Annotated in this window: 21 protein-coding genes; 15 read left to right on the top strand and 6 right to left on the bottom strand. The window is 66.4% G+C overall.

The features are described 5' to 3' along the window. A partial coding sequence (locus DT074_RS05090) for a transposase (RefSeq protein WP_162914637.1) occupies positions 1-431 on the top strand: 431 nt, incomplete at its 5' end. 123 nt (positions 432-554) lie between these two features. Here DT074_RS05090 and DT074_RS05085 read toward each other — a convergent pair. The 4 genes from DT074_RS05085 to DT074_RS05070 form a co-directional block, all read right to left on the bottom strand. Beyond that, positions 555-1,583, bottom strand: coding sequence for an NADP-dependent oxidoreductase (locus DT074_RS05085; RefSeq protein WP_119418732.1), 1,029 nt, complete (start codon positions 1,581-1,583; stop codon positions 555-557). After that, positions 1,580-2,521, bottom strand: coding sequence for an FAD-dependent thymidylate synthase (thyX, locus tag DT074_RS05080; protein WP_119418731.1), 942 nt, complete (start codon positions 2,519-2,521; stop codon positions 1,580-1,582). The genes DT074_RS05085 and thyX overlap by 4 nt, the downstream gene beginning before the upstream one ends. 61 nt (positions 2,522-2,582) lie before the next feature. Next, positions 2,583-3,353, bottom strand: a complete 771-nt coding sequence (locus tag DT074_RS05075) for an HpcH/HpaI aldolase family protein (protein ID WP_119418730.1) — start codon at positions 3,351-3,353, stop codon at positions 2,583-2,585. Next, positions 3,350-4,270: a hydrogen peroxide-inducible genes activator gene (locus tag DT074_RS05070; RefSeq protein WP_119418729.1), complete on the bottom strand. Its 921-nt coding sequence runs from the start codon at positions 4,268-4,270 to the stop codon at positions 3,350-3,352. The genes DT074_RS05075 and DT074_RS05070 overlap by 4 nt, the downstream gene beginning before the upstream one ends. 153 nt (positions 4,271-4,423) lie before the next feature. Between DT074_RS05070 and DT074_RS05065 the strand changes: the two genes are divergently transcribed. Beyond that, positions 4,424-4,963, top strand: a complete 540-nt coding sequence (locus tag DT074_RS05065) for a peroxiredoxin (RefSeq protein WP_119418728.1) — start codon at positions 4,424-4,426, stop codon at positions 4,961-4,963. 90 nt (positions 4,964-5,053) lie between these two features. Next, complete coding sequence (gene ahpD, locus DT074_RS05060) at positions 5,054-5,605, top strand: alkylhydroperoxidase, AhpD family (RefSeq protein WP_119418727.1); 552 nt, start codon at positions 5,054-5,056, stop codon at positions 5,603-5,605. An 8-nt stretch (positions 5,606-5,613) separates the two neighbouring features. Here the strand turns inward: ahpD and DT074_RS05055 are convergent, their stop codons facing one another. Next, positions 5,614-6,657 carry an SGNH/GDSL hydrolase family protein gene (locus DT074_RS05055; RefSeq protein WP_368744432.1) on the bottom strand — a complete coding sequence of 348 codons (1,044 nt, stop codon included), beginning with the start codon at positions 6,655-6,657 and terminating at the stop codon, positions 5,614-5,616. Positions 6,658-6,840: 183 nt separating this feature from the next. Between DT074_RS05055 and DT074_RS05050 the strand changes: the two genes are divergently transcribed. The 12 genes from DT074_RS05050 (at position 6,841) to DT074_RS05000 (ending at position 22,278) form a co-directional block, all read left to right on the top strand. Continuing rightward, complete coding sequence (locus DT074_RS05050) at positions 6,841-8,106, top strand: class I SAM-dependent methyltransferase (RefSeq protein ID WP_162914635.1); 1,266 nt, start codon at positions 6,841-6,843, stop codon at positions 8,104-8,106. Between the two features lie 77 nt (positions 8,107-8,183). Further along, positions 8,184-9,440 carry an SGNH/GDSL hydrolase family protein gene (locus DT074_RS05045; RefSeq protein WP_119418724.1) on the top strand — a complete coding sequence of 419 codons (1,257 nt, stop codon included), beginning with the start codon at positions 8,184-8,186 and terminating at the stop codon, positions 9,438-9,440. Between the two features lie 149 nt (positions 9,441-9,589). Continuing rightward, a complete protein-coding gene (locus DT074_RS05040) occupies positions 9,590-10,027 on the top strand; it encodes a hypothetical protein (RefSeq protein ID WP_119418723.1) in 438 nt (145 codons plus the stop codon). A 28-nt stretch (positions 10,028-10,055) separates the two neighbouring features. Then, positions 10,056-10,205 (top strand): DUF5989 family protein, encoded by a 150-nt coding sequence (locus DT074_RS27915; RefSeq protein ID WP_438503664.1) that lies wholly within the window; start codon positions 10,056-10,058, stop codon positions 10,203-10,205. Between the two features lie 13 nt (positions 10,206-10,218). Further along, positions 10,219-12,054: a carbamoyltransferase family protein gene (locus DT074_RS05035; RefSeq protein WP_119418722.1), complete on the top strand. Its 1,836-nt coding sequence runs from the start codon at positions 10,219-10,221 to the stop codon at positions 12,052-12,054. A 145-nt stretch (positions 12,055-12,199) separates the two neighbouring features. Continuing rightward, positions 12,200-13,114 (top strand): SMP-30/gluconolactonase/LRE family protein, encoded by a 915-nt coding sequence (locus DT074_RS05030; protein ID WP_119418721.1) that lies wholly within the window; start codon positions 12,200-12,202, stop codon positions 13,112-13,114. An 87-nt stretch (positions 13,115-13,201) separates the two neighbouring features. Then, complete coding sequence (locus DT074_RS05025; protein ID WP_119418720.1) at positions 13,202-14,038, top strand: MerR family transcriptional regulator; 837 nt, start codon at positions 13,202-13,204, stop codon at positions 14,036-14,038. 120 nt (positions 14,039-14,158) lie between these two features. Then, a complete protein-coding gene (locus DT074_RS05020; RefSeq protein WP_119418719.1) occupies positions 14,159-14,848 on the top strand; it encodes a glutathione S-transferase family protein in 690 nt (229 codons plus the stop codon). A 129-nt stretch (positions 14,849-14,977) separates the two neighbouring features. After that, positions 14,978-16,342, top strand: a complete 1,365-nt coding sequence (locus DT074_RS05015; protein WP_162914634.1) for a hypothetical protein — start codon at positions 14,978-14,980, stop codon at positions 16,340-16,342. A gap of 67 nt (positions 16,343-16,409) precedes the next feature. Continuing rightward, positions 16,410-20,645 (top strand): GAF domain-containing protein, encoded by a 4,236-nt coding sequence (locus tag DT074_RS05010; protein WP_119418717.1) that lies wholly within the window; start codon positions 16,410-16,412, stop codon positions 20,643-20,645. Continuing rightward, entirely contained in the window at positions 20,642-21,031 is a 390-nt protein-coding gene (locus DT074_RS05005; protein WP_119418716.1) for a response regulator, read from the top strand. The genes DT074_RS05010 and DT074_RS05005 overlap by 4 nt, the downstream gene beginning before the upstream one ends. Continuing rightward, positions 21,028-22,278: an adenylate/guanylate cyclase domain-containing protein gene (locus DT074_RS05000; RefSeq protein ID WP_119418715.1), complete on the top strand. Its 1,251-nt coding sequence runs from the start codon at positions 21,028-21,030 to the stop codon at positions 22,276-22,278. The genes DT074_RS05005 and DT074_RS05000 overlap by 4 nt, the downstream gene beginning before the upstream one ends. A gap of 75 nt (positions 22,279-22,353) precedes the next feature. Here DT074_RS05000 and DT074_RS04995 read toward each other — a convergent pair whose 3' ends face one another. Further along, complete coding sequence (locus tag DT074_RS04995; protein WP_119418714.1) at positions 22,354-23,007, bottom strand: DUF1013 domain-containing protein; 654 nt, start codon at positions 23,005-23,007, stop codon at positions 22,354-22,356. Positions 23,008-23,028: the final 21 nt, after the last annotated feature.

Raw genomic sequence — 23,028 nt, 5'->3', positions numbered from 1 at the left:
GCCTCGACCGCGATCTCGACGATGCCATCCGCCAGAGCCCGATCTGGCGTGATGTCGTCGACCTGCTCGAGAGCCAGCCCGGCATCGGCAAGGTCACCGCCCGCACCCTGGTCGCCGAGCTCCCCGAGCTCGGCCGCACCTCCGGCAAGAAGATCGCCGCCCTGGTCGGCCTCGCCCCCTATGCCCGCGACAGCGGCACCCTCCGGGGACGCCGCATGATCTGGGGCGGAAGGGCCGGCATCCGAGCCACCCTCTACATGGCAACCCTCGCCGCCATCCGATCCGATCAGACCATTCGCGCCTTCCACCGCGGCCTCATCGAACGCGGAAAGCCCAAAAAGGTCGCCATCGTCGCCTGCATGCGAAAGATCGTCGTCCATCTCAACGCTATCCTCGCCAGGCACTACCAAAATGCCCATGCCAAACCTTGACACTCACACACAGTCGCTCTCCCTCACCGAGGGAGAGGGTTGGGCGAGGGTGTGCGTGTTCCGGCAGCGCACGCGAGCATGCCCTCATCCCCGCCCTTCTCCCGCGGTGCGGGAGAAGGGAGACTACCGTTTCGGTTCCTCCGACACCTGCACCATCAGCTTGCCCTTGTTCTCGCCGGTGAACAGCTTGCCGACGGCTTTTGGCGCGTTCTCCAGGCCCGGCACCACGTCGACCTGGTATTTCAGCTTGCCGGCCTTGACCCATTCGGCGAGCTGGGCGCGGCCTTCCGGGAAGCGCTTGAGGAAATCGGTGACGATGAAGCCCTGGAGCTTCACACGCTTCATCAGGATATTGGCGAACTTGGCCGGCCCCGGCACCTCGGTGTTCTCGTTGTAGGTCGAGATCAGGCCGCAGAGCACGACGCGGGCGTAGTTGTTCACCAGGGTCAGCACGGCATCCAGGATGTCGCCGCCGACATTCTCGAAATCGACGTCGATCCCCTTCGGGCAGTGCTTGCGCAGCGCCTCCAGCACGTTCTCCCTGCGGTAGTTGATCGCCGCGTCGAAGCCGAGCTCGGCGGTGAGCCAGCGGCATTTCTCGTCCGTGCCGGCGATGCCGACCACGCGGCAGCCCTTCAGCTTGGCGATCTGGCCGACGATCGAGCCGACGGCGCCGGCCGCCGCGCTCACCACCACCGTCTCGCCCTCTTTGGGTTGACCGAGCTCGAGCAGGCCGAAATAGGCGGTGAGGCCGGTGCCGCCCAGCACGCTCATATAGGCGGTCAGCGGCGTCGGATCGCCGGCCGGGATGCGCGCGCGCAGCGCCGCAGCGGGCACGCAGGCATAGTCCTGCCAGCCCCACATGCCCTGCACGATCTCGCCCGGCTTCAGGTTCGGGTCGTTGCTCTCCTCCACCACACCGATGGTGCCGCCGCGCATCACGTCGCCGATCCCGACCGGCGGCATGTACTGGTCGACATCGCTCATCCAGATCCGGTTGGTCGGATCGAGCGAGAGATAGATGGTGCGCACCAGCGCCTCGCCCGGTTTCGGGCTCAGCACCGGCTCCTCGGCGAGGCGGAAATCGCTTTTCTTGATCGCGCCGGCGGGGCGCGCGGCGAGCCGCCAGGCGCGGTTCTTGCGGTTGCTCATTTCTGTTCGCGCTCCAATGCCGTCATCAGCTCGCGCCATTCCCGCGCGCTCATCCCGGACGCGGCTTGATCCACCGTCTCGCCGGCCAGCATGCGCTTCACCGCGGCCAGCGCCTTGGCCGAGAGCGCATAGCCGCCCATGCGGTAGTCGACGAAGGCATCGTGCGTCATCGGCACCCAGCGCTTCAGCACGTTCATCATCGCGTCGGCATAGACGCGGATCTCGTACTGCGCATGCGCCTCGGCGCGCAGCGACAGGAAGTGCATGAAGTTGTAGAGGTCGATCTTCCAGTACCACTGCGTATAGAAGTTGAGCGACAGGTTCATGCGCGCCAGCTCGCGCGCCAGGCCGCTGCGGCTCTCATCCGCCACGCCGCCCTCGGGCGTCTCGTTCAGCATCCAGGCGTAGTCGGCATAGGACTGCTCGGCATCGCGTTTCAGCATCGCCAGCACCTTCGCCGCCTCGTCGCCTTCCAGCACATCGCCGCGTCCCTGGCGGTTGACGCTCGACTGCGCGGCGAGATGGGCCGGCGCCGGCAGGTAGAACTCGTTGTCCAGGATCGAATAGCGCGCCGAGTACTCGTTCACATTGGCGGTACGATGGCGGATCCATTGCCGCGCCACGAAGATCGGCAGCTTCACGTGGAACTTGATCTCGCACATCTCGAACGGCGTCGTGTGCCGGTGCCGCATCAGGTAGTTGATCAGGCCGCGATCCTCGCTGACCCGCTTGGTGCCGCGGCCATAGGAGACCCGCGCCGCCTGCACCACGGCGCCGTCATCGCCCATGTAATCGACCACCCGGACGAAACCGTGATCGAGCACCGGCAGAGCCTCGAACAGGATCTCCTCCAGCGCCGGCACGGTCGGCCGGCGGGTGGCGGCGGTCTGGCCGCGGGCTTCCGCGATTTCCTGCTTCTGATTGTCGTCGAGCGGCATAACTGACCCGAATCTGCTGGGCCGGGCAGTCTAGAACCTGACACCGCCGCGGGCGAGGATTTCAGCCTTCCTTGAGTTGCGCGATGCCGGTGGTCAGCGCGCTTCTGAGCAGGTCGATATCGGTCTGCAGGCAGATCCAGTCGACGCCCTCGTTCTGCAGCTTGAGCCCTTCTTCCACGCCGCTGACCAGGCGGCCGAGGCCTCGGCCCTGCGCCAAGGCGGCGCGGCGCACCCGCTCGACCGCGGCGACGAAGGACGGATGGGCGAAGTCGCCCGGATGGCCAAGGCTGCACGACATGTCGAAATGGCCGATCCACAGCACGTCGACGCCCGGCACGGCGGCGATCGCCTCGACATTCTCGACGCCCGATCGAGTCTCGATCAGGGCGATGCAGACCGTCTCGCGATTGGCGCGGGCGAGCTTCTCCAGTACCGGGCCCGGCCGATAGCCGTCATGCGCGATGCCGAGCGCCACGCCGCGACCACCCTCCGGCACGTATTTCATCGAGCGGACGATGCCCTCCATCTCCTCCGCCGAGCCCACCATCGGCAGCAGCAGGCCCTCGGCGCCGGCATCCAGTACGCCCGCGATATGGTGATAGGCCTTGGAGGGCGGGCGGACGAAGGTCGGCAGCGCCGCCGCTTCGAGATAGCGCAGCACCCGCTTCACCTCGCCGAGATCGAAGCCGGAATGCTCCATGTCGAGGAAGCAGAATTCGGCGCCGCCGGCTTTCAGGATATGGCCGATGCCCGGTGTGGCGAATTCCATGATGCAGGCGCCGTGCTTCGGCCCCTCCCGCTGCACCAGCGCCCGCAAGGCCCCGCTCTTCATGCCGCCTCCCTCCCCCGCTGGGTCTCGGCCGCGGCGCGGATCTCCTCGCCCAGCCGCTCGAAATCGGGCCGCCGGGCACTTCCCTTGCGCCAGGCAAGACCGACCGACCGTTCCGCATTGTCGCCGCTGAGCGGCACCGTGACCAGCTTGGAGCCACGGAGCAGGCCGCCATCGATGGCGAGCTTGGGGAGCAGGGTGACGCCGAGCCCGCTTTCCACCATCGGCACCAGGGTCTGCAGCGAGGTGGCGGCGAAAGGCTCGACCTGGCGCCGGTCGGCCAGCGCGCAGGCGGCCAGCGCCTGGTCGCGCAGGCAGTGGCCGTCCTCCAGCAACAGCAGCTGCTCGGCGGCCAGATCCTCCGGCTTCACCGTCTTGCGGTTGGCGAGGCGATGGCCCGGCGGACAGGCGAACAGGAAGGGATCGCGGAACAGCGCCAGCCGGTCGGCCGAGCCGCAATCGCAGGGCAAGGCCAGCAGCCCGGCATCGAGGCGGCCCGCCTGCAGCTGCTCGATCAGGACCGGCGTCTTCTCCTCGCGCAGGTAAAGGCGGAGCTTGGGATAGCGGCGGCGGAGCCGCGGCATCACCTTGGGCAAGACGAACGGCGCGATGGTCGGGATGACGCCGAGCCGGAGCGTGCCGGATAGCGGCTCGGCGCCGACCCGGGCCGCCGCCACCAGCTCGCCCGCCTCGTCGATCAGACGGCGGGCGCGCTCGACCGTGTCGCGGCCGAGCGGGGTCAGCACCACCGAACGCCGCGTGCGGTCGACCAGCGGCGCGCCGAGCACCGTTTCGAGCTCCTTGATGCCGGCGCTGAGCGTCGACTGCGTCACATTGCAGGCATCGGCGGCGCGCCCGAAATGATTGGTTTCGGCCAGCGCGACCAGATACCGGAGCTGGCGCAGGCTCGGCAGCAGCATTTCTCATCCTCTTGCAAACGATTCTCAATTATCGAAATAATCGATCACTGAGACCAGATTAATGTGTTGGAACGATCAAGGGAAGGTTGCCATCTTCCGGGCCGAGGGAGAGCCCCCTCTCCGACCAGACAAACCCCGTGGAGTGACATCGACATGCTGACGACAGGCGACAAGTTTCCCGCGTTCAACCTGAAGGCCGTGGTCTCGACCGACCCGAAGACCGCCTTCACCGACATTTCCGATGCCTCCAACCAGGGCAAGTGGAAGGTCGTGTTCTTCTGGCCGAAGGACTTCACCTTCGTCTGCCCGACCGAGATCGCCGCCTTCGGCAAGCTGAACGGCGAGTTCAAGGACCGCGAGGCGGTCGTCTACGGCGTCTCCACCGACAGCGAGTTCGTGCACCTCGCCTGGCGGCAGAATCACGACGACCTGAAGCAGCTGCCCTTCGCCATGCTGGCCGACATCAAGCGCGAGCTGTCGCAATCGCTCGGCATCCTCGACAAGCAGGAGGGCGTGTGCCTGCGCGCCACCTTCATCGTCGACCCGGAGGGCGTGATCCGCTTCGTCTCGGTCAACGACCTTTCGGTCGGCCGCAACCCGCAGGAAGTGCTGCGCGTGCTTGACGCGCTGCAGACCGACGAGCTCTGCCCGTGCAACTGGCAGAAGGGCGAGGAGGTCCTGAAGGCCGCCTGACGTCCCGAAGCCCTGAAGCGAGAGGCGGGAAATCCCCCCGCCCGCCTCTCGTCTTCCTTTTCCGGAATCCGCCCCCCAAGGAGCCCCGCAATGTCCCTCGAAGCCCTGAAGGGCCGCCTGCCCGATTACGCCAAGGACCTGAAGCTGAACCTCGGCACGCTCGCCGCCGAGCCGTCGCTGACCGAGCAGCAGCGTGCCGGCAGCTTCGTCGCCTCGGCGCTCGCTTCGCGCAATGCCGAGACCATCGCCGACGTAGTGGCGGAATTCGGGCCCAAGCTGTCGCCCCAGGCGCTCAACGCGGCCAAGGCGGCCGCGGCGATCATGGGGATGAACAACATCTACTACCGCTTCGTCCACCTCTCGACCGCCTCGGACTACAAGACCCTGCCCGCTAAGCTGCGCATGAACGTGATCGCGCAGCCGGGCGTGGAGAAGGCGGATTTCGAGCTCTGGTCGCTCGCGGTGTCGGCCGTCAACGGTTGCGGCATGTGCATCGACGCGCATGAGCGGGAGCTGAGGAAGCACGGCCTGACCGTCGAGCAGGTGCAGGCGGCGGTGCGCATTGCCTCGGTCGTGCATGCGGTGGCTGCCGTGCTGGACGGCGAAGCCGCGCTCGGCAACGAGACGGCGCTGGCCGCCTAGGTCGAAGATCAGCCGCCTCTGGCGGCCGCGTCGCCCGATGTCTGCTGCGGCTCGGGCGGCTCGCTGGCGAACAGGTCCGGATAGCTCGTGCGCAGCTTGTCGGCGATGGCGGCGGAGAACAGCTCCGCCGCTTTCGCATTCGGATGCGAATCGGTCGGCGTGACCCAGAGGCTGTCCGGCACCTGGCTGCGGATCGAGGGCAGCAGGTCGAGGAAGGGCAGCTTCTCGCTCTCGGCCAGCGCCGCGACGCGCGCCGTGACCTCGGGGAAAGGATAGTCGGCGAGCTCGTGCAGCTCGGGATAGTTCACCACCAGAAGCCGGACGCCCCGTTCCCGGCAGAACGCGGCGAGCTCGGCGAAGCGCCGCTCGGCCTCCTGCCATCCGGGCGCACCTGGCCGGTAGAGGTCGCGGTAATACTCGCGCCAGTCCGCCTTGCCGAAGTAGCTCCGCTCCAGGATATCGAGCCGACCGGCGATGAACACGGCTGCATAGGACCAGTCGGTCAGCCAGCTGTCCTGCTTCGTCGGCGTCTCTTCCGCGTCGTTGATGAAATAGTTCAGCACCACCACATCCGCCTGGAACGCGACGCCTTTGTGCAGGAAATAGGCGACCTGCATCGCGGTGTTGGTATTGCCGACGCCGGTATTGATCACCTCGAAGCGGGCAGAGGCCGCACCCGCATTGAGATTGCGCTCCAGCGCCGTCGACGTCGTCCCTTCCTCGGGCGTGCCCCAACCGAAGGTGACCGAATCGCCCAGCATCAGAATGCGGACCGTGCCCGGGGACTTGTCCGGCGCGTATTCCCGGCCGCGCAGGCCCGCCGAGTTGATCGTCACCGGCACGCCCATATAGACGCCCGAGGTGTTCGCCCGATGCTCGTGCCCCACGCCCGGAATGACGCTTACCCGCTTCAGCTCCCTGGCATAGCGCCACATCTCGATGTCGAAATTGCTGCCATCGCCATAGGCGAGACGCACCAAGAGCTCCAGCCCGGCCGCACTGAGAATCAAGGTGAACAGAAGAACGAAAAGTCCGGCGATGAAATTGCGCATGATCAAGGGACGATGAACGTAGGGACGGCAGGGGGATCGACTTCTAGAGTGTATTTTGGACACTTGGAACATCTCTCACGTGGCTGAAGCAGACTGCGGGCACGGTCGGCAAACGATCCACGGTGGTTCGGCGGCCGGTCGGCACCGGTCCGCGACGCGGGCTCGCGGCCCGTCCCATGAGCGTTGCTGGCCGCCGCCCGGCAAATTAAGTTGCTCCGCCACCGCATACCGAAGGGCACAGCCTGCCTCATGAGCGCCACGATCGAACGCGTAAGTCACGGTTGGACCTACACGACCGCCGTGACGGAGGCGGAAGTTGCTTCGTTCCCATCGCATCCCCGCTGCCCGATCTGCGATTCGACCGCCGACCGCGAAACCCTGGTGGAGATCGGCCAGCCGGAATGGAGATGCCGCTTGCGGGTGGTTCAATGCGCCGGCTGTGACGGCATCTTCTACGCCAATCCGCCGCCGCCCGAATCTATCGCCCGCTTCTACGAGGCGATCTGGAACACCGCCGGCGGGGAGCGGGTCGGGCAGGAGATCAAGACGCCGACCGGCGTGAAACGGCGGATGGCACGCCTCCTCGAGGATCTGCGCTTCGACCGGCGGGACGCTGCGATCCTCGACATCGGCTGCGGCAAGGGCGACCTGCTGGCCGGCCTGGCAGAGGCGGGATTCACCGACCTTTGGGGTACCGAGATGTCCCCCTTCCGCGCGGCAGCAAGCGGCAAGCGGTTTCCCGGCCGAGTGTTCCAGGGCGGCTATGCGGCAGTTCCCGACGACCGGCGTTTCGACGTCATCTATGCCAATCATGTGATCGAGCACATCTACAACGCGCACGAAGCCTTCGCCTGGATGCAGGCGCATCTGAAGCCGGACGGGCTCATCATCCTGTCCGTGCCGGATTCCTGGTTCGAGCCGGTGGTGAACCAGGTGCTGTTCCTGCCGCATCTGCATTCGTTTTGTGCCAGGTCGTTTGAGCGGATGGCTCTGCAGCGGAATCTTGCCTGCCTGTTCTGGACGGCGGATCGGCGGTGGGAGCTCACGGCCGTGTTCACCGCAAATCCCGACCGCCTGCCGCACGAGCGGCGCAACTTTGTCTCCTATACGCAGCTCGACCGCCGATCGGACGGCTCCCAACGCGAGCGTCTGCGCCGCCCCTGGACCGGGACGGAGGAAGCGTCGCGCGTCCTTTCGCTGGCACAGATCTACAAGCGCGAGTCGGAGGCGACGGACTACACCGGATACCTGGCGCTTTCGGGTATTCGCCGGTTTCTGGCACGGCTTGCCGCCGACGCCTCGCATGCCTTGAACGGTCCGTCCTTGTCGAGTTGGGCGCACCGGCTGGGTGGTGCCGGCGGCTATGTTCAGATCCGCGTCTACCCCGATACGAGCTCGGCCCCCATCGTGGGAGACGGCGCCGGCAATGCCGTCCTGCTCATCAAGTAGCGGTGAATGCACGGCGGGGCTTTCCGCCTCGCCCATCGACGACGCACCGCACCGGCGCGACAAAGGGAGACCATCGCATGTCCCGATCCGCTTTCCTGCGCGGTCTCGGCAACGGCCTTTTGGCCGTGATATCGATCGGATTGGCGCTGGTGGTCGTCGAGTTCGGCTTGCGGGCCTTCTTCTACGGTTCGCTCGCCGAGCCGGATTTCAGCCAGAGGTTCCACGAACCGCATCCGACGCGCGGATGGACCTTGCGGCCCAACGTCGTCACCACCAAGCAGGAGCTCGATTACAAGGTCCCGGTGGTGGTCAACAGTCGCGGCCTGCGCGGGCCGGAGATCGGTTACGAGCGTACGCCCGGAATATTCCGCATCATGATCGTCGGCGATTCCGCGATGTTCAGCAGCGGCACCGACGATCAGAATACGGTTCCCGTCCTGCTCGCCGAAATGCTCGCGCCGCTGAAGGTCGAGGTGATCAATCTCAGCGTCGCCGCCTACAGCAACGTGCAAGAGAACCTGTTCCTGAAGGACGAGGGACGCAAGTACCGGCCCGACCTGGTTCTGCTTGCCTTCACGCCGAGCAACGACGTCCAGACCAACCACGAGCCGTTGCAGCGGCTCTACCAGGGCAGCCAGCGGCGGCCCTTTGCCTCGCTCGACGGCGACGGCCGGCTGGTGATCGAGTACCAGCACGCCGAGCGCGAGGCCAAGCGGCGCGAGAAGCTCGCCCAGCGCGGCGCGGTCAGGCGGATGCTGCAGAACTCCGCCCTGCTGCGCCTCGTCGGCGTGGCGAGACACAAGCTGATCGCCGAACCGGTGGATCCGAACATCTATCCGGGCTGGCCCCATTTGGCCGAATTCGACCCCCGGCTCGGCCTGAACGGCAGAACCGCGGAGGAATATGAAAAGCTATGGTCCGAGGCGTGGCGGGTCACCCGGGCGCTGATCGGCGAAATGCAGGCGGAAGCACGCGCCATGGGCGCCGGCTTCGGCATTTTCGTTGCCCCTTCCATGCTGCAAGGCGACGCCGCCACGCAGGCACGGGTGCGGGACGCATTCCCCGGCATCAAGCTCGATGTCGGGAGGATCAATCGCGAGCTTGCCGCCTTCGCCGCCGAGATCGGTGCGGCTTACATCCCGGTGCTGCGGCATTTCAATGCCGCGGCCGCGACCTCCGCCAGTCCGCTGTTCCACCAGTTCGAAGACGAGCATCTGAACGCCGCCGGCAACCGGGTGGTCGCCGCGGCGCTCGCCCGCGGCCTCAGGGAGGGCCGGCTCCTGCCCGGCAATTCGGCGCCCCTCGACGGCGACACCCTCAAGCGTAGCGATTGACACAAGGCGCGCCCGGCAGCTATCCCCTAGCTACCGGCTTCGACCTGCCGGCCGCGTCGGTGCGGCCGAAAGGGCCGCCGGCACGATCAGGCATCAAATTGCGCCGGACGACCCGCGATCTGCGGGCGTCGGATTTGCAGACATCGAGCATGGCGAAAGCGGCCGGGCAGACCCACGAGACATTCACCCGCGAGGAAGTGGTCAAGGGATCGTCCGACCGGTCCTTCGGCCTGACCTTCGCCATGGTGGCGCTGATCCTGGCCGGCGTGTCGTATTGGCGCGATGGCAACTGGTGGCCTTATGCACTCGCCGCCGCCGCCGTCTTCGCCGGCCTCGCGCTCGCCGTGCCCGGCCTGCTGGGGCCGCTCAATCGGCTTTGGCTCAGGTTCGGCCTTCTGCTCCACCACGTGATCAACCCGCTGGTCATGGGCCTGCTGTTCTTCGGCGTGATCACGCCGATGGGCGTTGCCGCCCGGCTGATCGGCAAGGACTTCCTCCGCCTGCGCTTCGACCGGCAGGCGAAATCCTACTGGATCCCCCGCGACCCGCCCGGCCCTGCGCCGGACACCATGCGCCACCAATTCTGACTCAAGGCCTCAGGAAACCCCGCCGATGCTGTCCTTCCTGCGCGAGATCTGGATGTTCATGCGGGTCCGCAAGAAATTCTGGCTGCTGCCGATCTTCGTGATGATGATCCTGTTCGGCGGCCTCGTGGTGCTGACCAAGGGCTCCGCCGTCGCGCCGTTCATCTACACGATCTTCTGAGGCCCGGCCTCGCTTGCGCATCCTGGGACTCTCCGCCTTCTACCACGACAGCGCCGCGGCGCTGGTCGAGGACGGGCGCATCGTCGCGGCGGCCCAGGAAGAGCGCTTCACCCGCAAGAAGCACGATTCGGGATTTCCGCACCGCGCCGTCGACTATTGCCTCGCCGAGGCCGGCGTGGCGCTCAAGGATGTCGACTACGTGGCGTTCTACGACAAGCCGTTCCTGAAGTTCGAGCGGCTGCTCGAGACCTATCTCGCCTTCGCGCCGCGCGGCTTCCCCTCCTTCGTCAAGGCGATGCCGCTCTGGCTGAAGGAGAAGCTCTTCCAGAAGAAGCTTCTCAAGGACGAGCTCAAGCAAGCCGCCCCGGATTTCGACTGGGAAACGCGGCTGCTGTTCGGCGAGCATCACCAGAGCCACGCCGCCAGCGCCTTCTTCCCCTCGCCGTTCGAGGAAGCCGCCATCCTGACCATGGACGGCGTCGGCGAATGGGCCACCACCTCGCTCGCGCACGGCCGCGGCAACCGGCTCGAGATCCTGCGCGAGATCCACTTCCCGCATTCGCTGGGCCTGCTCTATTCCGCCTTCACCTACTACACTGGCTTCAAGGTCAATTCCGGCGAGTACAAGGTCATGGGCCTCGCGCCCTATGGCGAGCCGAAATACGCCCAGGCCATCCTCGACAACCTGATCGACCTGAAGCCGGACGGCTCGTTCCGGCTCGACATGTCGTATTTCGACTATTGCACCGGGCTTCGCATGACCAACGCGAAGTTCGACGCGCTGTTCGGCGGCCCGGCGCGCCAGCCGGAGCAGTGGATGACCCAGCGCGAGATGGATCTCGCCGCCTCGGTGCAGGCGGTGCTCGAGGAAGTCGTGCTGCGCCTCGCCAAGAGCCTCGCCGCCGAGACCGGCCAGAAGAATCTCTGCCTGGCCGGCGGCGTCGCGCTCAATTGCGTGGCGAACGGCAAGATCCTGCGCGCCGGCGATTTCCAGCGCCTGTGGATCCAGCCGGCGGCCGGCGATGCCGGCGGCGCGCTCGGTGCCGCGCTCAACGCCTATCACCAGTTCCAGGACGGGGCGCGCCAGCTGAACGGCGCGCTGGACGGCATGGCCGGCTCCTATCTCGGGCCCGCCTATTCGCAGGCCGAGATCGAGCAGCGCCTCACGGCGGCCGGCGCCCGATTCGCGTCGGTCGACGATGCGAAGCTGATCGCCGAGACGGTGGACGGCCTCGTCGCAGAGAAGGCGATCGGCTGGTTCCAGGGCCGCATGGAGTTCGGCCCGCGCGCGCTCGGCGGTCGCTCGATCCTGGGCGATCCGCGCTCGCCCTCGATGCAGAAGACGCTCAACCTGCGCGTCAAATACCGCGAAAGCTTCCGCCCCTTCGCGCCCTCGGTGCGGCGCGAGGACGTGGCGGACTGGTTCGAGCTCGACGCCGACAGCCCCTACATGCTGCTGGTCGCCGACGTGGTGGCGCCGCGCCGCCGCCAGATGACGGCGGAGGAACAGGCGTTGTTCGGCATCGACAAGCTGAACGTGCCGCGCTCCGAGATCCCAGCCGTCACCCATGTCGACTACTCGGCCCGCATCCAGACCGTGCATGCCGAGACCAATCCCCGCTATCACGCGCTGCTGACGGCGTTCAAGCAGCGCACCGGCTGCCCCGTGCTGGTCAACACCAGCTTCAACGTGCGCGGCGAGCCGATCGTCTGCACCCCGGAAGACGCCTTCCGCTGCTTCATGGGCTCGGATATCGAGATGCTGGTGGTCGGCAACTGCATCCTCCGCAAGGAGGACCAGAACCCGGCCTTGAAGCTCGACTACAAGGACAAGTTCGAGCTGGACTGATTTTTTCACCGCGGAGACCGCGGAGAAAGAAAGCCCTCCCTCAACTTGTTGGGGGAGGGCTTTTTTCCTCCGCGTGCCTCCGCGTCCTCTGCGTCCTCCGTGGTGAATCCGTTTATTGTGATGCTGTCGATCGGAGGGGAGCAGCATGATCGTCGGCGATTTCGAGATTCTGGACGAGCGGCAGCGGCTGTTCGTGCGTAGCGCCCGCCTCGACAAGCTGTGGACCGGCTGCCGCTGGGCCGAGGGGCCGGCCTGGTTCCCGGCCGGGCGCTATCTCGTCTGGTCCGACATCCCGAACGACCGCATGCTGCGGTTCGACGAATGCGACGGTTCGGTTTCCGTCTTCCGCGCACCGGCCGGCAACTCGAACGGCAACACCGTCGACGCCCAAGGCCGCCTCGTCTCCTGCGAGCACGGCAACCGCCGGGTGACGCGGACCGAGCATGACGGCCGGATCACCGTGATCGCCGACCGCTACCAGGGCAAGCGGCTGAACAGCCCGAACGACGTGGTGGTGAAGTCCGACGGCTCGATCTGGTTCACCGACCCGACCTATGGCTCCGACACCGATTACGAAGGCAACAAAGGCGAGATCGAGCAGGCGGCCTGCCGCGTCTACCGCGTCGATCCCCAATCCGCCGCGGTCGAGGCGATGGTCGACGACATGGTGCGGCCGAACGGGCTTGCCTTCTCGCCCGACGAGCGCGTGCTCTACGTCTCCGATACCGGCCGCAGCCATGTGAAGGACGGGCCGCGCCACATGCGCCGCTTCGATGTCGGCGACGACGGCAAACTTAAGGACCGCGGCGTCTTCGCCGAATGCACGGTCGGCGTGTTCGACGGCTTCCGCATCGACACCGAAGGCCGCATCTGGTCCAGCGCGCATGACGGCGTGCATGTGCTGGACCCGAACGATGCGGCGCTGCTCGGCAAGGTGCGGGTGCCGGAATTCGTCGCCAATGTCTGCTTCGGCGGGCCGAAGCGGAACTATCTCTTCATCTGCGGCACCACCTCGCTCTACGGCGTCCGGCTGCCCGTCAACGGCGCGAAGACGTTCTGACGAAGGCGTGAACAGAGCCCGCTTGACTTTGACGCCGCGTCAAACCGGAGAGTCCCTTTACGACAACAGGGACGGGCGTCGGGCGAAATGTTCAGGATCGGCGAATTCTCCCGCATCGCGCGGGTCTCGGGGCGGCTGCTGCGCTACTACGACAGCATCGGCCTGCTGTCGCCGCAGCGCGTCGACCCGGCGACGGGCTACCGCTACTACACCGCCGACCAGCTTGGCCGGCTGAACCGCGTCCTGGCGCTGAAGGAGCTCGGGCTTACGCTCGACCAGGTCGCCCGCCTGCTCGAAGAGACGATCTCGGTCGAGGAGATCCGCGGCATGCTGACCTTGCGCAAGGCCGAGCTCGAACGCTCGCTCGGCGAGCAGGCGGCAAGGCTCCGGCATGTCGAGAGCCGGCTGCAGCAGATCGACGAGCAGGGCCGGCTCGCCGACTACGACGTCGTGCTGAAGCCGGTTGCCGCGCAAAGCTTTCTCGCGCTCCGCCGCACCTTTGCCGGCATGGACGAGGCGGTCGCCACCTTGCGCGAGCTCGCCCGGGAGACCGCGCGGCAAGTGCCGATCGATGCGCGCGGCGCCCTCGTCGTCGTCGCGCATTCGGATTTCGAGGACGAGCAGCTCGATCTTGAGATCGGCTTCGTGCTGGCGCGCAGCATCAACCGGAGGATCGCGACGACCGACGGTCGCGCGCTTGCGATCGGCGAGCTGCCGGCGGTCGACAGGATGGCGACCCTGGTGCGCCGCGGCCCCGATTATCAGAGCCATCTCGCCTTCGGGGCGCTCGGGCTCTGGATGGATGCCAACGACTACGCGATCGCCGGGCCTGGGCGCGAAGTGTTTTTGGAACTGCCATTCCAGCGCCCGGACCAGCACGACACCGTGATGGAGATCCAGTTCCCGGTGGCCAGGGCGGCCTGAGCCCGCCGCCTCCGACAATCAGCGCCACCGCAACCGGCGGACCATTCCGCCGGGACGACCCGACGTGCGCCCCATTCAACCCGCGGCCGCCGCGCCGCCCGAACCGAGAGGACAGCGAAGATGCTCACCATCCATGGCCTTCCCGTCTCCGTGCACACGCGCAAGGTCATCGTGGCCGCGCTCGAAAAGCAGATCGCGTATCGAAACGAGCCGGTCATCCCGTTCGATCCGCCGCCGGGCTGGGCAACGCTGAGCCCGACCGGCAAGATCCCGGTCGTCACCGAGGGCGACCTGGTGCTCCGGGACTCATCGGCGATCTGCGCCTGGCTCGAGCGTCGCCAGCCGCAACCCGCGCTCTATCCGGCCGCGGCCGGGCCCTTCGCCGAGGCGCTCTGGCTCGAGGAATATGCCGACGGCACCGTGTTCCGCGAAGTGATCCACGGCCTGTTCTTCCAACAGGTGATCCGGCCCAACATCCTGAAGCAGCCGAGCGACCAGGCGGCGATCGCATCCGTGCTCGGGCAGGCGGCGCCGAAGGTGCTCGGCTATCTCGAAGCCCAGGTCGATGGCGAGCACCTGGTCGGCGACGCTTTCGGCATCGCCGATATCGCGGTCGTCAGCAACCTGATCAATTTCCACTATCTCGGCCACGCGCTCGACCCGGCGCGGTATCCGAAGCTCGGCCGCTACTTCCGCCAGCAGATCCGGCGCCCCGCCTTCCGTCAGGCCCTGCAGGCGGAACGGCCATTCGCCGATTCGATGGGGTTGAGCACGGCATTCCTTGCGGCCTCCGACCCGGTAACCGCCTGAAGGCCGGCACGGCTCTGGCCTCGTCCCCGCCGCCGGCTATAAGCGGCGGCAATGCCAAGCGCGCGACGATTCGCAGATCGGTGGGGCGGCCTTCTGGCCGCCTTGCTGCTCGCCGCCGGGGCGCTGGCGATGTTTCTGCCGGCCCTCCTCGGCACCTACCTCTACCACGACGACTGGGTTCACCGCGTTGCCGAGCCCTGGGCGTTCCGGTCGAGCCCGAGCTTCCTGCATCTCGTGCTGATGGGCCGGCCGGTCTGTTCGGCCTGTACCTTCGTCCATTTCAGCCTGTTCGCGACCATCGACACCGCCTGGATCGGCCGCCTCGCCGTGATCCTCCAGCTCGCGGCGGCGGCGATCGCGACCGCGCATTTCCTCGAGCGCGAAGGCGTCGATCGCTGGGTAGCGGCGGGCTGGTCTTTCTCCCTGCTTGCCCTGCCCGGCGCGCTCGCCATCGGCTATTGGCTCGGCATCGGCTGCCTCGCCACCGGCTGGCTGCTCGCGGTGCTGGCGGCACTCGCGGCGCAGCGGTCGCTGCGCGGCGACCATGCGGTTGCCTGGTCGGCGACGGCCGCCGTGCTGCTCGCCGCGGCCTTCGCCGCCCACCAGCAGATCGCCATGGTCTACGTCGCCCTGTTCGCGGCGCTCGCCACGCGGTCGCGGATCACATGGCTGTCGCGGGCGCTCCGGCGCTATCTCACCATCGCGGTGGTGGCCGTCGGCGCCTATGCCGCCGGCTACCTGTTCTTCGCCCGCCTCGTCTTCCCAGAGATCTATGCCCGCTACCAGGCCATGGATCCCGAGCGCACCGCCATCCTCGCCGATCCCCTGGTTGGCCTTGCCTGGTTCGCCGCACGACTTGTGCCGCGCGGCGCGGCACTGTGGTTTGACGCGTCGATCTGGCCCTGGGCGCCGGCGCTCGGCCTCGCCGCCCTAAGCATCGCCATTGTCCTGATCTGGCTGCAACGCGCACCGCGTTTCAGCCTCCGCCTCGCCCTTGTGATCAGCGCGATCCTGCTCGCCGGCGCGCCGGCCGCATTGACCGGATATCGCCTCGAAACTTATCGCCTCGCCCTGCCGATCTCGGTCGCTATCGTTGCCACGCTCGCCGCCAGCTATGGCCGCGGCTGGGCCGACCGCCTGTCCGCCCTCGCCATGGCGTTGGCGCTCGGCTACCACGCGACATCGCGGCTAGAGGCGATGGTCGCACCGGCCGCGCGCGAGACCGCAGCACTGAGGTCGGCCATCGCATCTGCTGGTGAATTGCGCGACGCGCCGGTCGAGATCATCGTCCCGCCCGCGACCGGCGCAACCGGCACCGACGAGGTCGGCTTCCTGTCGACGCGCTTCACGTTCAATGCGCGAGACGCGGTGACAGTGATGCGCCGCGAACTTGGTCTCTCGCCTGTCCAGGTCACGGTCAGCGAAGGCGAGCCCGCGAGCGCCGCCGGGCGACGATTGGTCGTCGATCTGCGATCGCTGCCGCGACGCCCATGACCTGATTGACAGAGACCTTCGCAAAAAGCCCTAATCCGTTCAGCCAAAGCTTGGGCTGGGCGGCGCGATGGGGCGGCGCGACAAGGGAGGCAACGACAAGAGCGCCGCCGGACGCCCGGCGCGACGCATGGGGGTTGTTGCGTCTGTATCTGCTCCGGGTGCCCTAGATTCAAATCTGGGTGAAGTCGAATCGCTGCAACGCCAGGTTGCGGAGCTGCGGCGCGATCTCATGCAGGCGCGCACTGAGCAGGCTGTCGCCGCCGATGTGCTGAAGACCATCAGCCAATCGGCATTCGACCTGCAGTCGGTCCTGCAGCAATTGACCGTAACCGCAGCGCAACTCTGCGGTGCCGACATGGCGTCGATCGCCCGCCAGATCGGCGACCGCTTCTATCATGTTACCAACCACAATTTCTCGCTCGACTGGGTCGAGTACGCGCGGAGCATCCCCCTCGTGCCTGGGCGCGGCAGCGTGATCGGTCGCGTGCTGCTCGAGGGGCGGACGCAGCATATCGCCGACGTCCTGGCCGACCCGGAATATGCCTATGCCGCTCCGCAGAAAAAGGCCGGATTCAGGACCCTGCTCGGCGTGCCACTGCTGCGCGAAGGAATGCCGATTGGCGTGATCTTTCTCGGCCGGCGCGATGTCCGACCTTTCACAGACCGCCAGATCGACCTCGTCACCACCTTCGCCGACCAGGCGGTGATCGCGATCGAGAACGCTCGTCTTGTCGAAGAGGTCCAGGGCCGTTCGCGCGAGCTTGCAGAGGCCCTGGAGCGGCAGACGGCGACCTCCGAGATTCTCAGCGTCATCAACCGCTCACCGGGAGATCTCAGTCCCGTCTTCGCCGCCTTACTGGAAAACGCCGTCCGCATCTGCTCGGCCAAATTCGGCATTCTGTTCAGAAAGGCAGAGGCCGGGTTCGAGACGCTCGCTTTACATGACGTACCGCCGGACTTCGCCGCGTACCTGACCTCGGGCCCCCTACAGCTCGGCCCGGAAACGGCCACGGCCGGCGCCGCCATCGCAGGCCAGCCAAAGCAGCAGCTCGATATCAAGGACCTGCCGCTCAACGATATCCGGCGAAAGTACCTCGAACTCGGCGGGGCACGCACCGTCCTCGCCGTGCCGCTGATGAAGGATGGCAATTCCATCGGCGTGATCACCATCTACCGCCAGGAGGTGAGCCCATTCAGCGACAAACAGATCGCCCTTCTCACAAGCTTCGCCGACCAGGCGGTTATTGCCATGGAGAACGCCCGCCTGCTGTCGGAGCTCAACAGGAGGACCGAGGATCTCACCGAATCGCTGGCGCAGCAGACCGCGACCGCGGACGTGCTCAAGGTCATCAGCCGCTCCACCTTCGATCTAGCGACTGTGCTGCAGACGCTGGTCGAATCGGCAGCCCGACTCTGCGATGCCGACAAGGCCACCATCACGCGGCAACGCGACGGCATCTTCTATCGTGAGGAGTATTTCGGCTTCTCGCCGGATTTCATGAACCACGTGCGCACCTTGCCGGTGCTGCCCGAGCGCAGCACCATCAGCGGCCGCGCGCTGCTCGGAGGCCGCACCGTCCACATCCCGGACGTTCTCGCCGATCCGGAGTATGGCCTCATCGAAGCGCAGCAGATCGACAACTACCGATCGGCGATCGGCGTGCCAATGCTGCGCGAAGGCGTGCCCATCGGCGTGCTGGTTCTGACCCGGTCGGAAGTGCGCCCCTTTAGCGCGAAGGAAATCGAGTTGGTTTCCACTTTCGCGGACCAAGCGGCCATCGCCATCGAAAATGTGCGCCTGTTCGAGGAAGTTCAGGCGCGTACGCGAGATCTGATGGAGTCCCTCCGGCAGCAGACTGCCACTGCGGACGTGCTCAAGGTCATCAGCCGCTCGGCCTTCGATCTGCAATCCGTCCTCGACACGCTGCTGGACTCGGCGGCGCGCCTCTGCAACGCGGACATTGCGACGATTCGACGCCGCGACGACGAGGTCTACCGGCTCGCCGCCACCTACGGCTGCACACCGGAATGGCGCGATCATTTCGCGCGCTACACGACGAAGCCCGACCGAGGCTCGGTGTTCGGCCGAGCAATCATCGAGGAGCAGACGGTGCACATCCCGGATGTCCTGGCCGATCCCGACTTTGGCCGGCCCGCGGCGCAGCGGCTGATGGGCTTCCGCGCGGCGCTCGGCGTGCCCATGTTGCGCGAGGGCGATGTAATCGGGGTCATCAATCTGTTTCGGTTCCAGCCGGGATCGTTCACTCGGCAGGAAATCGAACTGGTCGAGACCTTTGCTGACCAATCCGCGATTGCCATCGCGAACGTCCGGCTCGTCGACGCTCTTCAAGCGCGCACGCGCGAGATGACCGAGGCCCTGGAGCAGCAAACGGCCACCAGCGAGATCCTGACCGTCATCAGCAATTCGCTGACCGATACGCAGCCGGTCTTCGATGCCATCGTACAGAGCGGACTGAAGTTGTTTCCTGAGGCCGCCATTAGCATCGCGCTGCCCGAAGACGGCGTGGTCAAAGCGGTGGCCGTCGCCGAGCCGGATCCCGACCGCGCCGAAGCCTGGCGACGCCGCTTCCCGTTTCCGCTGTCGCGTGACTACATGCACAGTGCCGCCATCCTGGACCGAGAGGTCGTGGACGTGCCGGACGTGCGAGAGGCGCCGGCCCAGTTTGCGGTCGGCAGTCGCAATTTCCTCGGCAGTGGCTACCGCGCCGTGACCATCGTCCCGATGCTGCGCGGCGACACGGCGATCGGTGCCTTGAGCGTCGTGCGTGTTCCACCGGGCCCGCTTTCCGAGAAGCAGCGCTCGATTCTCAAGACCTTCGCCGACCAGGCGGTGATTGCGATCGAGAACGTTCGCCTGTTCAAGGAGGCGCAGGCGCGGACGGAGGATCTGACCGAATCGCTCCAGCAACAGACTGCCACAGCCGATGTGCTGAAGGTAATCAGCCGCTCGGCATTCGACCTGCAAAGCGTGCTCGATACGCTGATCGAGTCGGCGGTTCGCCTCTGCGATGCCAATGACGGCTGGCTATTTCGCTCCGATGGCGAGCTGTTTCGCTGGGCGGCAGGCTTCGGTCTCTCGACTGAAGAGCACGCGCGGATTCGGGAATATTTCGGCAACAGGGAGGTACGCCCCGAGAAAGGCAGCATCACAGGGCGCGCCGCGCTCGAGCGGCGAACCATTCACGTGACCGATGTTCTTGCCGATACCGAATACACCTGGCATGGCGCGCAGCAACTCGGCGGCTATCGGGCGGCCCTGGGCGCACCGCTCATGCGCGAGGGAAGTGTTGTTGGCGTCATTTTCCTCTCCAAGAAAGAGGCCCAGCCGTTCACCGCAAAGCAGATCGAGCTCGTTACCACCTTCGCCGACCAGGCGGTGATCGCGATCGAGAACGTGCGCCTGTTCGACGAGCTGCAGGCACGCACGCGCGAGCTGTCGCAGTCGATCGAGGAACTGCGGGCGGCGCAGGACAGGCTGGTCCAGACCGAGAAGCTCGCCTCGCTCGGTCAGTTGACCGCAGGCATCGCCCACGAGATCAAGAACCCGCTGAACTTCGTCAACAATTTCGCCGCGCTTTCCGGCGACCTGATCGCTGAGCTGCGCGAGATCCTGGATCGCGTCGCGTTCACCGCGGACGTTCGTGCCGAGGTCGACGATCTAACCGAAACCCTACGCGGCAACCTCGAAAAAGTGGAACAGCACGGCAAGCGCGCCGATTCGATCGTGAAGAACATGTTGCTGCATTCCCGCGAGGGCAGCGGCGAGCGCCGGATCGCCGATATCAACGGCATCGTCGAGGAGAGCCTCAACCTCGCCTACCACGGCGCCAGGGCGGAGAAGCCGGGCTTCAACGTCACCATCCAGAAATCCCTCGATCCCGCCGCCGGAAAGGCCGATTTGTTCGCGCAGGAGATCACGCGCGTTCTGCTCAACCTCATTTCCAACGGCTTCTATGCCGTGACCATGCGGAAAGCCCAGGCGATCGACAATTTCGAGCCCAGGATCAGTGCGGCGACGCGCGACCTCGGCGATAGGGTCGAGATCCGAATCCGCGACAATGGCACCGGCATCCCGCCGCATGTGAAAGAGAAGATCTTCAATCCATTCTTCACCACCAAGCCGGCCGGCGAGGGCACCGGTCTCGGCCTGTCGCTCAGCCATGACATCGTCGTCAAGCAGCATGGCGGCAGCATCGAGGTCGACACGGCACCGGACGAGTTCACCGAGTTCCGCATCGTCCTGCCACGCGCCGCCGTGGCCAAAGAGGGGGGCCATCCGTGAACCCGCTGATCCTGGTGGTGGATGACGAGCCCGATGTGGAGCTGCTGTTCCGTCAGCAGTTCCGGCGCGACCTGCGGGCCGGGCGGTTCGTCATGGACTTCGCGCCATCCGGCGACCGCGCCCTGGAACGGATCGCCGACGCAGCCGGGATATCGCTCATACTGATTCTGTCCGACATCAACATGCCGGGCATGACCGGCCTCGAACTGCTGCCCCGTGCCAAGGCCGTGCGCCCCGACGTGCCTGTCATCATGATCACGGCCTATGGTGACGCGGATACGGAACGACGTGCCCGTGCCGGTGGGGCCGAAGCCCTGCTCAGCAAGCCGATCGATTTCGCCCTGCTGCGTGCCGAGATAGAGCGGCGCCTCGAGACTCCCGCATGACGGCCACAATCCTCTTCGTCGACGACGAGCCGGACCTGGAAGCGCTGGTCGCACAGAAGTTCCGGCGGCAGATCCGCGACGGCACCGTAAAGCTCCTGTTCGCCCGCGACGGGGTCGAGGCGCTCGCCGTCCTGCAGGCCACCCCCGAAATCGACATGGTGGTCAGTGACATCAACATGCCGCGCATGGACGGGCTGTCCCTCCTGCAGAAACTGCAGGAGTCCGAGGAGAAGCTATCCACCATCATGCTGTCGGCCTATGGCGACATGGCCAACATCCGCACCGCGATGAACCGCGGCGCCTTCGATTTCCTGACCAAGCCGATCGATTTCGCCGACCTCGAAGCGACGGTCGAGAAGACGATCCGCCATGTCGAGACGCTGCGCGAGGCGCGGCGGCGCCTCGCCGCGGCCGAGCGGAACTACGCGACCCTCTCACGCTACTTCTCGCCCAATCTGGTGGACCGGCTGGCCAGCGGCGAGGGCGGCCTCGACCTGAGCGGCCACAGGCGCGTGATCGCCTCGCTCTTCACCGACATCACCGGCTTCACCACCCTGGTGGAGACGCTGCCGCCCGACGTATTGGGCCCGTTGCTGAACGACTACCTGACCGGCATGGCAGACATCGTCTTCGCCCACGAAGGGACCTTGACGAAGATCCTGGGCGACGGGCTGCATGTGCTGTTCGGCGCGCCGAGTGACCAGCCGGACCACGCCGTCCGCGCCGTCAACTGCGCGCTTGCGCTGGACCGCCATGCCGAGGGTTTCCGACAGAAGGTAGCGGACGACGGAATAGCACTCGGCGTGACCCGCATCGGCATCGATGCCGGGCCGGCACTGGTCGGCAATTTCGGCGGCGCTCGCTTCTTCGAATACACGGCCTATGGCGACATCATCAACACGGCGGCGCGGCTCGAAAACGCCAACAAGCAGCTGGGTACGACGATCTGCATCAGCGCTGCCGTCAGCGCTAGCGCCGACGGCGTCAGATGCCGGCCCGTGGGCGACCTGATGCTGCGCGGCCGCTCCGAGCCGCTGAAAGCCTACGAGCCGCTCGGCGCGGATCGCGCCGCCGATCCGGCCACCGCCGACTACCTGGAGGCGTTCAGTCTGTTGGAGGCGGGTGACCCGGGCGCGGTCGCCGCCTTCGCCGCTCTGGTCGGCAAGCGCAGCGGCGATCGCCTCGCCACCTTCCATCTCAAGCGCTTGCTCAACGGAGCCAAGGACTCCCGCATCGTCCTTGAGTAGCGGCGGATCGTTCAGATCCGCGAATGCAGATGGCGCCCTCGACTGGGCGCCAAATGCAAATCGGATTGGGCTGCTTCAGCTGCGCGGGCCGAACACGCTTTCCACGCTCGGGACGTCGGATTCCTCCTCGTCCGGCTCGGGCGCCTGGGCCTCCGGCTCGGGCGCGGGCGGCGGCGGCTCCTGGTCCTCCGGCAGCTTCATCGCGGCGCGGCGGCCCTGCGCCTTGCGCACCGCCTCGTCCAGGTCGATCTGGGTGCAGAGGCCGAGGCCGACCGGATCGCGCGGGCGGATGTTCTGGTAGTTCCAGTGGCTGCGGTCGCGGATCTGCTGGATGGTCGACTTGGTGGTGCCGAGCAGCTTGGAGATCGCCGCGTCCGTCACTTCCGGGTGGAACTTGACGATCCAGGCGATGGCGTCCGGCTTGTCCTGGCGCTTGGAAACCGGCGTGTAGCGGCCGCCGCGGCCCTTGCGCTTGGGCAGCTCGATCGCCGTCTTGGCCATCTTGAGCCGCGTCTGCGGGTCCTTCTGGCAGCGCTCGATATCGTCGCGGGTCAGCTGGCCGTTGGCGATCGGGTCCATGCCGACGATGCCGGCCGCCACCTCGCCATCGGCGATCCCCTTCACCTCCAGCGGGTGCAGGCCGCAGAAATCGGCGACCTGATCGAAGGTGAGCGTGGTGTTCTCGATCAGCCAGACGGCCGTCGCCTTCGGCATCAGGGGCTTGTTCATGGTCTCTCCTTAACCGGCGTC

This window comes from Desertibaculum subflavum, from assembly GCA_003576705.1.
GTDB lineage: Bacteria > Pseudomonadota > Alphaproteobacteria > Ferrovibrionales > Ferrovibrionaceae > Desertibaculum > Desertibaculum subflavum.
This window is presented reverse-complemented; position numbering and strand designations above follow the sequence as displayed.